Below are 11,961 nucleotides of genomic sequence, written 5' to 3'. Positions count from 1 at the left end.
GCCGCGAGGCTCCCGCTTGCTAACCTGATAGGTGTTACATGGCAGGCGCAAAAGAGATTCGCAGCAAGATTGCGAGCATCAAAAGCACGCAAAAGATCACCAGCGCCATGGAAAAAGTGGCGGTCAGCAAAATGCGCAAAGCTCAAATGCGCATGGCTGCTAGCCGCCCTTACGCGGAGCGCATCCGCCAGGTGATTGGTCATCTTGCCAACGCTAACCCGGAATACCGTCACCCGTTCATGATCGATCGCGCCGTGAAGCGCGCCGGTTATATCGTGGTGAGCAGTGACCGTGGTCTGTGCGGTGGCTTGAATACCAACCTGTTCAAGGCCTTGGTCAAGGACATGGCTAAGAACCGTGACAACGGTGTCGAGATCGACCTGTGTGTGATCGGCAGCAAAGGTGCGGCGTTTTTCCGCAACTTCGGCGGTAACGTCGTCGCTGCGATCAGCCACTTGGGCGAAGAGCCGTCGATCAATGATCTGATCGGCAGCGTCAAGGTGATGCTGGATGCCTACCTGGAGGGCCGTATTGACCGCCTGTCCGTGGTATCCAACAAGTTCATCAACACCATGACTCAGCAGCCCACGGTCGAGCAACTGGTTCCGTTGGTCGCGACCCCGGATCAAGAACTCAAGCACCACTGGGATTACCTGTACGAACCCGACGCCAAAGAGCTGCTGGACGGCTTGATGGTGCGTTACGTGGAGTCGCAGGTCTACCAGGCGGTGGTCGAGAACAACGCTGCTGAACAAGCGGCGCGGATGATCGCAATGAAGAACGCCACCGACAACGCCGGTGACCTGATCAGCGATTTGCAGCTGATCTACAACAAGGCGCGTCAGGCAGCGATCACCCAAGAGATCTCGGAAATCGTCGGCGGCGCTGCCGCGGTTTAACGGTTCAAATATTCAGAGGATCCAGCTAATGAGTAGCGGACGTATCGTTCAAATCATCGGCGCCGTGATCGACGTGGAATTTCCACGCGACAGCGTACCGAGCATCTACAACGCGCTGAAAGTGCAAGGCGCGGAAACCACTCTGGAAGTCCAGCAGCAGCTGGGTGACGGCGTGGTTCGTACCATTGCGATGGGTTCGACCGAAGGCCTGAAACGTGGTCTGGACGTCGTCGACACCCAGGCAGCCATCTCCGTGCCAGTCGGCAAGGGCACCCTGGGTCGCATCATGGATGTCCTGGGCAATCCGATCGACGAAGCCGGTCCGATCGAGGCCGAAGAGCGTTGGGGCATTCACCGCGCTGCGCCTTCGTTCGCTGAACAGGCGGGTGGGAATGACCTGCTGGAAACCGGCATCAAGGTTATCGACCTGGTCTGCCCGTTCGCCAAAGGCGGTAAAGTCGGTCTGTTCGGTGGCGCCGGTGTCGGCAAGACCGTAAACATGATGGAACTGATCCGTAACATCGCCATCGAGCACAGCGGTTATTCCGTGTTCGCCGGTGTAGGTGAGCGTACTCGTGAGGGTAACGACTTCTACCACGAGATGAAGGATTCCAACGTTCTGGACAAGGTTGCCCTAGTATACGGCCAGATGAACGAGCCGCCGGGAAACCGTCTGCGCGTAGCTCTGACCGGCCTGACCATGGCCGAGAAGTTCCGTGACGAAGGTAACGACGTTCTGTTGTTCGTTGACAACATTTATCGTTACACCCTGGCCGGTACTGAAGTATCCGCACTGCTGGGCCGTATGCCTTCGGCAGTAGGTTACCAACCGACTCTGGCGGAAGAGATGGGCGTGCTGCAAGAGCGCATCACTTCGACCAAGCAAGGTTCGATCACTTCCATCCAGGCCGTTTACGTGCCTGCGGACGACTTGACCGACCCGTCGCCAGCGACCACCTTCGCCCACTTGGACGCCACCGTCGTTCTGTCCCGTGACATCGCTTCCCTGGGTATCTACCCGGCGGTCGATCCTCTGGACTCCACGTCGCGTCAGTTGGACCCGAACGTGATCGGCACCGAACACTACGAAACTGCTCGTGGCGTTCAGTACGTGCTGCAGCGTTACAAAGAGCTGAAAGACATCATCGCGATCCTGGGTATGGACGAATTGTCCGAGACCGACAAGCAACTGGTTGCCCGTGCTCGTAAGATTCAGCGCTTCCTGTCGCAGCCGTTCTTCGTGGCTGAAGTCTTCACCGGTGCTTCGGGTAAATACGTTTCCCTGAAAGACACCATTGCTGGCTTCAAAGGCATCCTCAACGGTGACTACGACCACCTGCCAGAACAAGCGTTCTACATGGTTGGCGGCATCGAAGAAGCGATCGAGAAAGCCAAGAAACTGTAATCATGGCGCCCGGAAACGGGCGCTCATCAGGTTGAGGCAGGCAAATGGCTATGACAGTCCATTGCGATATCGTCAGCGCGGAAGGGGAAATTTTCTCCGGTCTGGTCGAAATGGTGATTGCGCACGGTAGCCTGGGCGATCTGGGTATCGCTCCGGGCCACGCACCGCTGATCACCGGCTTGAATCCGGGTCCGATCACGCTGACCAAGCAGGGTGGAGAAACCGAGGTGTTCTACATCTCCGGTGGTTTCCTTGAGGTTCAACCGAACATGGTCAAAGTGCTTGCCGATACCGTGCAACGTGCTAGCGATCTGGACGAAGCCTCCGCTCAGGAAGCCGTTAAGGCGGCTGAGCGCGCCCTGAATGAAAAAGGCGCAGATTTCGATTATGGATCTGCCGCTGCACGTCTGGCGGAGGCCGCAGCTCAGCTGCGCACCGTTCAGCAAATTCGCAAGAAGTTCGGCGGCTAAGGCCACGGCGTTCATGTGCAATTGAGTAAAAGGGTAGCCTCGGCTACCCTTTTTCTTTTTTCGCGTCTCCCGAATCACCGCTCAGCACACGCTGTGCCCGCTTGGAATCCCTTCATGTCTCTCGATATCGTCATTCTTGCTGCAGGTCAGGGCACTCGTATGCGTTCGGCCCTGCCAAAGGTTTTGCACCCGGTCGCCGGCAATTCCATGCTCGGACATGTTATCCACAGCGCTCGGCAACTTTCTCCGCAAAGCATTCAAGTGGTGATTGGCCATGGTGCCGAACGGGTCCGCGAGCAACTGGCAGCGGATGACCTGAATTTCGTTCTTCAGGACAAACAGCTGGGCACTGGCCATGCCGTCGCTCAAGCAGTTCCTATGCTGAGCGCAGACACCGTGCTGATTCTTTACGGCGACGTCCCCTTGATCGAAGTAGAAACGCTCGAGCGTTTACTGACGTTGGTCAACGATCAGCAATTGGGCCTCCTGACGGTCAATCTGGACGATCCAACGGGCTACGGCCGAATCGTGCGAGATGCCGAACACCGTGTCAGCGCGATCGTCGAACATAAAGACGCGACCCACGCGCAGAAAGCCATCAAGGAAGGCAATACCGGCATTTTGGCCGTCCCGGGCAAGCGCCTGGCGGAGTGGCTTGGGCGTCTGTCGAACAACAATGCTCAAGGCGAGTATTACCTTACTGACGTCATTGCCATGGCCGTCAACGATGGGTTGACGGTTGCAACCGCCCAGCCGCTGGACGCGATGGAAGTGCAGGGTGCAAACGACCGCAAGCAACTTTCGGAGTTGGAGCGGCACTATCAGTTGCGCACAGCACATCGGCTGATGGCTCAGGGCGTAACGTTACGTGACCCGGCCCGGTTTGACGTCCGGGGGGAAGTGATTGTGGGCCGCGACGTCACAATAGACGTCAACGTGATTCTTGAAGGGCGCGTGGTCATTGAAGACGGCGTCTCCATCGGCCCTCACTGTGTGATCAAAGACAGTACTTTGCGCAAGGGCGCGATCATCAAGGCCAGCAGCCACCTAGAAGGCGCGATCGTTGGCGAATCCGCTGACGCGGGGCCCTTCGCGCGCTTGCGGCCTGGCAGTGTGCTCGGAGCACATGCACATGTGGGTAACTTTGTTGAATTGAAAAACGCCGAAATGGGCGAGGGCGCCAAAGCGGGTCACTTGACGTACTTGGGGGATGCTGTGATCGGCGCACGGACCAACATCGGGGCGGGCACGATTACCTGCAACTACGATGGCGCCAATAAACACAAAACGATCTTGGGCGAGGATGTGTTCATCGGCTCCAATAACTCGCTGGTAGCACCTGTGGATATCTTGGACGGGGCCAGCACTGCAGCCGGTTCGACGATCACTCAGAACGTCGCGGCTGAGCAGCTTGCTGTGGCCCGCGCGCGTCAACGCAATATCGATGGCTGGAAACGCCCAGTGAAGATCAAGAAGTAAATTATCCACAGGTTGTGGGGCATGGAAGAGCATCGTGGAATAAGCTATTTGTCGTTGGCTTCCGCATGTCAGTGCCTTACACCTTGACGGATGCGTTTCGATGCGCTTTCATTCGCTTCGTTATCTTTCGAAACGAAACTTAAAGCAATCATGTCGAAACGCAACACCCCCCAGCGTCGTCACAACATCCTCGCCCTGCTCAATGACCAGGGCGAGGTCAGCGTTGAGGCCTTGGCCAAACGTTTCGAAACCTCCGAAGTTACGATCCGTAAGGACCTAGCAGCGTTGGAAAGCAACGGCCTTCTGCTGCGTCGCTACGGTGGCGCGGTGCCAATGCCTCAGGAACTGATCGGTGAACCCGGCCAGCCCATTTCGCCCTATAAACGGGCGATCGCCCGCGCAGCCGTGAAGCGGATTCGCGAACATGCACGCATCATCATCGACAGTGGCAGCACCACTGCCGCGATGATTCCTGAACTCGGTCTACAACCGGGCTTGGTGGTCATGACCAATTCCCTCCATGTCGCGAATGCCCTTGGTGAGTTGGAACATGAGCCTGTGCTGCTGATGACCGGCGGGACCTGGGACCCTCATTCAGAGTCTTTTCAAGGCCAGGTAGCCGAGCAGGTCTTGCGCTCCTACGACTTCGACCAGCTTTTCATCGGAGCCGATGGCATCGATTTGCAGCGAGGCACCACGACCTTCAATGAGCTGCTGGGCCTGAGCCGCGTCATGGCGGAAGTTGCCCGGGAAGTCATCGTGATGGTCGAGGCAGACAAAGTCGGCCGAAAGATTCCCAACCTGGAGCTGCCCTGGAGCAGTGTCCATACCCTCATTACCGATGATCGCCTGCCGCAATCGGCACGCGACCAGATTCAGGCCCGCGGCGTGACAGTGATCTGCGCCGCTGTTTCCTAGGAGAAGACCATGTGTGGAATTGTCGGCGCTGTCGCTGAACGTAATGTCACTGCTATTTTGCTGGAAGGCCTCAAGCGCCTGGAGTACCGCGGGTACGACAGCGCCGGTGTGGCGCTGTTCAGCAACGCCGGGGTGCTGGAGCGGCGTCGTCGCGTCGGCAAGGTCAATGAACTGGAGCAATCGCTCGCAGGCGAGCCTCTGGTGGGCCGTCTAGGTATTGCCCATACCCGCTGGGCCACCCACGGTGCGCCGCTGGAACACAACGCGCACCCACACTTTTCGGGTGGGGAACTGGCCGTCGTCCACAACGGCATCATCGAAAACCACGAACCACTGCGTAATCGCCTCAAGGACCTTGGCTATCTCTTCACTTCGGACACTGACACTGAAGTCATCGTCCACCTTCTTCACCACAAGCTCCAAGACACGGCTGATCTGACCGCCGCATTGAAAGCCACCGTCAAGGAATTGCACGGTGCATACGGTCTTGCCGTGATCAGCGCCAAGCAGCCGGATCGGCTGGTCGCCGCCCGCAGCGGTAGCCCGCTCGTTGTCGGCCTGGGGCTGGGCGAAAACTTCCTGGCATCCGATCAGTTGGCGTTGCGCCAAGTCACTGACCGTTTCATGTACCTGGAAGAAGGCGACATCGCTGAAATCCGCCGCGACAGCGTGCAGATCTGGACCGCCGCCGGATTGCCGATCGAGCGCGAGGTCGTGCAATACCGCGAAGGTGCGGAAGCCGCGGACAAAGGCGAGTTCCGCCACTTCATGCTCAAAGAAATCCATGAGCAGCCCAAGGTCGTTCAGCGCACTCTCGAAGGCCGCCTGGGCCACGAGCAGGTCATGACCCAAGCGTTTGGCCCGCAAGCGGCAGAGCTGTTCGCCCAAGTGCGCAACGTTCAGATCGTCGCCTGCGGCACCAGCTACCATGCCGGTATGGTTGCCCGTTACTGGCTGGAGGGCCTGGCGGGTATTCCGTGCCAGGTCGAAGTGGCCAGCGAGTTCCGCTACCGCAAGGTCGTGGTTCAGCCCGACACCCTGTTCGTTTCGATCTCACAATCCGGCGAAACGGCGGACACGCTGGCAGCATTGCGCAACGCCAAGGAGCTGGGATTCCTCGCCAGCCTAGCGATCTGCAACGTCGGCATCAGCTCACTGGTGCGTGAATCGGACCTGACCCTGCTGACCCAGGCGGGGCCGGAAATTGGGGTTGCGTCGACCAAAGCCTTCACGACTCAACTGGTCGCTCTGATGTTGCTGACCTTGTCGTTGGGCCAAGTCAAAGGCACGCTCGAACCCGGTGTTGAAGCCGAGTTGGTCGAAGAGCTGCGTCGCCTGCCCACCCGCCTTGGCGAAGCGTTGGCCATGGACAGCACCGTGGAAAAGATCGCGGAACTGTTCGCCGAGAAAAACCACACCCTGTTTCTTGGCCGGGGAGCGCAGTTCCCCGTGGCCATGGAGGGCGCGCTGAAACTCAAAGAGATCTCGTACATCCACGCCGAAGCCTATCCCGCAGGCGAACTCAAACACGGTCCGTTGGCGTTGGTCGACAGCGACATGCCCGTCGTGACCGTCGCACCGAACAACGAACTGCTGGAAAAGCTGAAGTCCAACCTGCAGGAAGTCCGCGCACGCGGCGGTGAGCTGATTGTCTTCGCCGATGAGCAAGCAGGCCTTGTTAACGGTGAGGGGACCCATGTCGTCGCCATGCCACACATCGTCGACGCCCTGGCGCCAGTCCTGTACACCATCCCGCTGCAACTGCTGTCGTATTACGTTGCTGTGCTCAAAGGGACGGATGTCGACCAGCCGCGGAACCTTGCGAAGTCGGTGACAGTGGAATAAGCCTGTCACAGGCGGGGGATATGATCCTACGAAGTAAAAAATTGACGCATGGGATTCAGTAAATACAGGGGTTGGCCGGGAGGGGACGCAGAAGCATCAAGGCAATGATGAAAGAAGGTGAGCGAACGCGGTTCAAGGTGCGCAGCCTGATGCGTGAGCTGGCGTTAGTCACCGAACAGCCAGGGTCGCAGGCATACAAAAAGGCCGCAGCGGAGCGGCCGAGAGGCTATCGTGCAAAGAAAATACAAAGAGGTCTGAAGCGCTACATCATCCGAGGCGTGTATCCACTGATTCTGGCCGACTTGAGCGAGTCGAGGCGCTGGTTGACATAGGAGCGTCAATGCGCGAATGGAACGAGTCTTCCGCAGCTTGAAATCGGAGTGGAAACCGGCCACAGGCTACCTGATCGGGCAGCAAGCACAGCGGGACATCAGCCAGAATTTGATGACCTATTACAACTGGATCCGCCTGCATCAATTCAACGATGGGCTGGCTCCGGCGAAAGCTGAAGAAACTCAAAACTGTGTCCGGAATGAGTTGACCACTGCATCACTCAATCTTTAACGGTTCGTGTCCAGATAAGTCCAAACGTTGCTAAAGCGGCCAGCACTACGATTACCGCACCGAACATCTGCGCGGTAAACATGATGTCGGCACCTTTAGCCACCTCATATCCCGCTGCAATCGCGGGAACGCCCATGCCCAGGTAGCAGCACAGGAACGAAACAGACAGCACACCCGCCAGTTCAGCAGGGCGTGCGGCAGCAACGACCATACGGATACCGCCTTGAAACCCCGCTCCGAACCCAATCCCAGCCATACCAATGCCGTAGAAGAAAAACACGAACGATTTCAATTGCAATGAGACGAGTACAGTCATCATCCCGAGCATGAGTGCCAGGCTTCCAACCCAGGCAAACGTGCGCGCAGAACGCGAGCGCAATACAAGAATCGCTGCCACCCCGCTGCCTGAAAACGTCGCCAGTGCCAAGCCGCCTATCGAGGACGAAGAGACTTCAAAAACATGCTTGATCAGCGCAGGCCCCAGTGAGGCGTAGAAGCCGGCGACTGCCCACCCGGCAATAAAGACTGATGCCGCAATCAGCATTGCAGAGCGTACTTGAGGAGGCACGCCGAATTGAGGAATCAGCGAACGCAACGCTCCGGGTCGGACGGGTTGAGTGTCTCTCAGTAACACCAGCCCAATGAACTGAATCGTCAGTACCACGGCAAGGAAGGCAAATACCGTATGGGTGGGGAAAGGAATGAATTGCACCATCAGACTTCCCAAAAGCGCGCCAATAGCGCTGCCGCTCACAGGCGCGATTGCATTTGCGATGGCGCCACGCTGTGCGTGAAGCTGAATCAGCCCGGCGCCGACAGCTGACACGGCGGCGCCTGTGGAAAGTCCCTGAAGCACCCGTCCGGCGATCAAGTCCCACAGCCCCGAGGCGGTTCCTAACCAATACATGGCCACAACTTGCATGACCGTCGTCACAAGCAAGACAGGTCGGCGACCGATGTAATCCGACACTCTGCCGAATACTAGCAACGCCGCTAGAACCGAGAGCGCATAGACACTGAAAATGATCGTGATGATGACCGCTGAAAAATGCCAAGTGCTTTGATAAATCGGATAGATCGGTGTCGGCACGCTGGAACCTGCGAGAAATGAAAGCGTGATCGACGCCAGTAGCCAAAACCGTACTTGGGGGGACAGCCTCTGATGCGGCTCTGCACCGCCAGATGCGCTGGAAAGCGAAATCTCAGTCATGCCGAATTCAACTCATCAAAGTCCGCTGATCAACAGGCATGCGCCGAAAACAAAAATCGCCATGCCCAACGCGAAACGTACCGCTCGCCAATGGCGAGCGGATGCAGGAACGACTGCCGTCATGCCTTACTTACCCTCAATGGGGGTGTAATTGGCAACGTGAGTTACATCGGCCTTGGGATTGGAGATGGCATCGTTCATCACCCCCACTACTTTTCCATTACGGATAAGCGCAGGGACGTCATGGCTAGGCAGCAAGAACTTGCTGTCCGCAAGGGCGCGCTTGAGCGCTTTCTTTTCCTCAAGCGTCGACATTGCACGGTTGGCGGTAATGGTTGGCTCGTGCGCCGCCTGATCAAGGATGGGATCGATCAACTGATCTTGAAGGTTGTAAGCGATGTCACCGCAGATATTGGCCATCCCTTCATCTGTCTCGACGAGAATCGACAGCGAGCCTGGTGTGTGGCCACCCGAAAGACGAACAGCGACGCCCGGAATAACCTCCTCTTCGAAAGTCCCGTCGACGTCGAACAGTCGAATAGCGCCTCGCGTATGCAGACGATCGATCAGATGTTTAGTGTCCGCTGCGGTGTACATCAACGGGCCCATGATCCCGGAAGCCGCAAACTCCAGCTCTCGGCGGGAGATACCGACCGTAGTTGCCATAGGGAACAGATCCGTCATTCCGACGTGATCAATATGGGCATGGGTATGCAGGATGTGACGAATGTCCTTCATGCGCATGCCGTGTTGCGCAAGGTGATACTCGAGTGTCATCTCTTGAGTCACTTCGTACGGCAAGCCGAAAGCGGCGTACTGCTCGATGCTTCGCGACCCGGTGTCGACCAGAATGGGTTCTTCACCGCCGGTTATGAGAAACCCAAGTACAGGAATCGTCACTGTTTCGCCTGGATTGCGAAACAGAACCAAGCCACTGGAGTCGAGCTGCATGTTGCCGAGATTGATGGGATGAATTTTCAACGCCATGGTAATTCTCCTACAGATTGCCTTTATCGAGGCAAGGCTTCCCTAACGCCGAGCATCGAGCACTCAGCGGGGGCAGAAATGGACCGGAGTATTGAAAAACCGGGAGCCCGTGAGCAGACCCGGTCTACTTAAGGTTCCGAATTGATTTAGAACCGACTGGTTCAATATAGATCAGCAGGAGGTCATCGGCAAGATAAAAAAACGATCGGTTTGAAAAAATTAAAGCAGCTTTAACGCCTGCATGAAGTGGCCGACAGGATCGTCAGAATCCTTGACTCGCAAGCTGCTTTCCACACATACGCCTGAAAAGAACACCATGACCAGGTCAGCGACCACCTCGGCTGGCAATTTGGTGTTCTCGGCATGTACGTTTGCCACGACCTCAGGCATCAAACGACGATGGCTGTCGTTCAAGAGTTGGCGTATGCCGTCGGACAGGGTCGAGATTTCACGTAATGCGTTCACTGAGAAGCACCCTGTGCAGCCATTCTCCTGCCGTTCTCCAAGCCGCAGAAAACGCTCGATATTGGTCCACCCCAACGGCTGCGCGCTCAGTATTTCAAGTGCCCCTCTGTGCTGGTAGTAGTAAGCCAGAGCATTGAAAAACAGGTCTTCCTTGTCTTGAAACTCTGAGTACAGACCTGATTTGTTGACCCCCGTGGCCTGCTCCAGATGCTGGAGAGACGTTCCAGCAAATCCGTGCTTCCAAAACACCGGGAGCGCTTTTTCGAGCACAGATTCTCGATTGAATTTTCGGGGTCTCCCCATGGCAAATATCTCCACTGCAAAGCTTAAAGAACCGTTCGGTTTTCTATCTTATAGGTTCTGTAGCCCGTCAGCCAGTTGGTATCGAGTGAAGTTGACGACTGGAGATCGGGCAGAGATACAGCGTCTCGCCGTCGCTCGACAAAGCGATACCTCGGATGCAACGGTCAGGATCTTCGCTTTTACATCCGGTCCTCATAAAATCTCAGGTGCCAATTACATCGCAACTGAGTATGCGTTCCCTATGTCGCCAATCACGATGACGTGGGCGTGACGAAGCTGGAAGAGCTGCGCCAGATGCTCAACCACGATCCCGCAAGCAGAGGCATCAAGATCACGCTGCTGGCGTTTATTGCCAAGGCCTGTACGGTGGCATTAAACGCTTCCCGTACTTCAATGCATCACTGACCGAAGGTCAGCAAATTCTGCTTAAGAATCATTTCTATCGGGTTCGCAGCGGACACGCCTAACGGGTTGGTGGTACCGGTGGTACAAGACGTTGACCAAAAAGGTGTATTGGAAATAGCCAGCGAGATGTCGACGCTATCCGCGCTGGCGCGTGAAGGAAAGCTAAAGCCTCCAAAAAGCTGTCGTCAGTACTAAGGCAGCAGAGCATGCCCAGCGAGCATGATGGCCGCAGCGATCCCCGTCACCGAAAATGCCTGCTGCAAGCGAGGTCCGGCCAACTGCCCCGCGAACAAACGGCCAGCCAGCAACCCGAGCACAGCCCCCACTGCGAAGGGCAGCGCCGCTGGCCAATACAGCGATCCCGTCACAGCTGCAGTGGTCACGCTTCCCATCGACACAATGGCAATGGCAGCCAACGAGGTCGCAGTGATGCTCTTCATCTCCAGGTTGGTGCAACGGGCCAGCGCCGGAACGACGACAAAGCCACCGCCCACCCCAAGGAGTCCGGACAACACTCCTGAAAGCATTCCGGTCAGTGCCAGCGCGCGTGCGCAGGGCAGTGTCCAGCGCAAGCGCCCGCAGACTGGATTGAGCATGCAGGGCATGGAGTCCAGGCGAGGTGGTGGTGCTCCATGCCGCAGGTCCCGATTGGCGTTGTGCAGCATCCGCAGGCACGCATAAATCAGGACCATCGAAAACATCAGCGCCAGCGGTAGATTAGGCACGCGATGAGCGATGTAGAGCCCTAGCGGAGCCACGACGATTCCAATCATCGAGACCAGGCCTGCGGCACGATAGCGAACGATCCCTTGCCGCAGACCGAGTACCGCGCCCACGCCTGCCGAGAGTCCTACGGCCAGCAATCCAACCGGTGCCGCCTGGGGCAGTGACAAGCCCAGACCGAACACTAGAACCGGCACGGCGAGAATCCCTCCTCCGGCGCCGGTCAGGGCGAGGATCGCACCGATACCACCGCCCAACAGCACGCTCAGCATCGCATGGTCGAACATG

Annotated in this window: 10 protein-coding genes and 3 pseudogenes; 9 read left to right on the top strand and 4 right to left on the bottom strand. The window is 57.3% G+C overall.

The features are described 5' to 3' along the window. Positions 1 to 38: 38 nt before the first annotated feature. From atpG to N5D61_RS06905, 8 genes and pseudogenes are all read left to right on the top strand, one after another. Positions 39 to 899 (top strand): F0F1 ATP synthase subunit gamma, encoded by an 861-nt coding sequence (atpG, locus tag N5D61_RS06940; protein WP_108236321.1) that lies wholly within the window; start codon positions 39 to 41, stop codon positions 897 to 899. Between the two features lie 28 nt (positions 900 to 927). Continuing rightward, positions 928 to 2,304: a F0F1 ATP synthase subunit beta gene (gene atpD, locus N5D61_RS06935; RefSeq protein WP_108236320.1), complete on the top strand. Its 1,377-nt coding sequence runs from the start codon at positions 928 to 930 to the stop codon at positions 2,302 to 2,304. 44 nt (positions 2,305 to 2,348) lie between these two features. Continuing rightward, positions 2,349 to 2,774 carry a F0F1 ATP synthase subunit epsilon gene (locus N5D61_RS06930; protein ID WP_108236319.1) on the top strand — a complete coding sequence of 142 codons (426 nt, stop codon included), beginning with the start codon at positions 2,349 to 2,351 and terminating at the stop codon, positions 2,772 to 2,774. A gap of 114 nt (positions 2,775 to 2,888) precedes the next feature. Continuing rightward, positions 2,889 to 4,253, top strand: coding sequence for a bifunctional UDP-N-acetylglucosamine diphosphorylase/glucosamine-1-phosphate N-acetyltransferase GlmU (gene glmU / locus N5D61_RS06925; protein WP_279891573.1), 1,365 nt, complete (start codon positions 2,889 to 2,891; stop codon positions 4,251 to 4,253). Positions 4,254 to 4,400: 147 nt separating this feature from the next. Beyond that, entirely contained in the window at positions 4,401 to 5,171 is a 771-nt protein-coding gene (locus N5D61_RS06920) for a DeoR family transcriptional regulator (protein ID WP_177411001.1), read from the top strand. Positions 5,172 to 5,180: 9 nt separating this feature from the next. Continuing rightward, positions 5,181 to 7,016 carry a glutamine--fructose-6-phosphate transaminase (isomerizing) gene (glmS, locus tag N5D61_RS06915; RefSeq protein WP_108236316.1) on the top strand — a complete coding sequence of 612 codons (1,836 nt, stop codon included), beginning with the start codon at positions 5,181 to 5,183 and terminating at the stop codon, positions 7,014 to 7,016. Between the two features lie 83 nt (positions 7,017 to 7,099). After that, positions 7,100 to 7,237: pseudogene (locus N5D61_RS06910) on the top strand (IS3 family transposase); the annotation flags it as partial. 118 nt (positions 7,238 to 7,355) lie between these two features. After that, positions 7,356 to 7,580, top strand: a pseudogene (locus tag N5D61_RS06905) (hypothetical protein); the annotation flags it as partial. On the opposite strand, the gene N5D61_RS06900 reads toward N5D61_RS06905, so the two are convergent. The 3 genes from N5D61_RS06900 to N5D61_RS06890 form a co-directional block, all read right to left on the bottom strand. Beyond that, positions 7,570 to 8,790 carry an MFS transporter gene (locus tag N5D61_RS06900; RefSeq protein ID WP_279891572.1) on the bottom strand — a complete coding sequence of 407 codons (1,221 nt, stop codon included), beginning with the start codon at positions 8,788 to 8,790 and terminating at the stop codon, positions 7,570 to 7,572. The pseudogene N5D61_RS06905 and the gene N5D61_RS06900 sit on opposite strands and share 11 nt — an antisense overlap. Before the next feature lie 126 nt (positions 8,791 to 8,916). Beyond that, positions 8,917 to 9,777 (bottom strand): N-acyl homoserine lactonase family protein, encoded by an 861-nt coding sequence (locus N5D61_RS06895; protein ID WP_279891571.1) that lies wholly within the window; start codon positions 9,775 to 9,777, stop codon positions 8,917 to 8,919. 219 nt (positions 9,778 to 9,996) lie between these two features. Further along, positions 9,997 to 10,512, bottom strand: a complete 516-nt coding sequence (locus tag N5D61_RS06890) for a TetR/AcrR family transcriptional regulator (RefSeq protein ID WP_279891570.1) — start codon at positions 10,510 to 10,512, stop codon at positions 9,997 to 9,999. A gap of 279 nt (positions 10,513 to 10,791) precedes the next feature. Here N5D61_RS06890 and N5D61_RS06885 point away from each other — a divergent pair. After that, a pseudogene (locus N5D61_RS06885) lies at positions 10,792 to 11,145 on the top strand (2-oxo acid dehydrogenase subunit E2); the annotation flags it as partial. On the opposite strand, the gene N5D61_RS06880 reads toward N5D61_RS06885, so the two are convergent. Further along, entirely contained in the window at positions 11,142 to 11,960 is an 819-nt protein-coding gene (locus tag N5D61_RS06880) for a sulfite exporter TauE/SafE family protein (protein ID WP_279891569.1), read from the bottom strand. The pseudogene N5D61_RS06885 and the gene N5D61_RS06880 overlap by 4 nt on opposite strands. Position 11,961: the final 1 nt, after the last annotated feature.

It is taken from the genome of Pseudomonas sp. GD03842 (assembly GCF_029841165.1).
In the GTDB taxonomy this organism is placed as follows: domain Bacteria; phylum Pseudomonadota; class Gammaproteobacteria; order Pseudomonadales; family Pseudomonadaceae; genus Aquipseudomonas.
This window is presented reverse-complemented; position numbering and strand designations above follow the sequence as displayed.

Coding starts and splice junctions, on each gene's coding strand:
- glmU (WP_279891573.1), top strand. CDS start 2,889: ATGTCTCTCGATATCGTCATTCTTGCTGCAGGTCAGGGCACTCGTATG.
- N5D61_RS06930 (WP_108236319.1), top strand. CDS start 2,349: ATGGCTATGACAGTCCATTGCGATATCGTCAGCGCGGAAGGGGAAATT.
- N5D61_RS06880 (WP_279891569.1), bottom strand. CDS start 11,960: ATGTTCGACCATGCGATGCTGAGCGTGCTGTTGGGCGGTGGTATCGGT.
- N5D61_RS06895 (WP_279891571.1), bottom strand. CDS start 9,777: ATGGCGTTGAAAATTCATCCCATCAATCTCGGCAACATGCAGCTCGAC.
- N5D61_RS06900 (WP_279891572.1), bottom strand. CDS start 8,790: ATGACTGAGATTTCGCTTTCCAGCGCATCTGGCGGTGCAGAGCCGCAT.
- atpD (WP_108236320.1), top strand. CDS start 928: ATGAGTAGCGGACGTATCGTTCAAATCATCGGCGCCGTGATCGACGTG.
- atpG (WP_108236321.1), top strand. CDS start 39: ATGGCAGGCGCAAAAGAGATTCGCAGCAAGATTGCGAGCATCAAAAGC.
- glmS (WP_108236316.1), top strand. CDS start 5,181: ATGTGTGGAATTGTCGGCGCTGTCGCTGAACGTAATGTCACTGCTATT.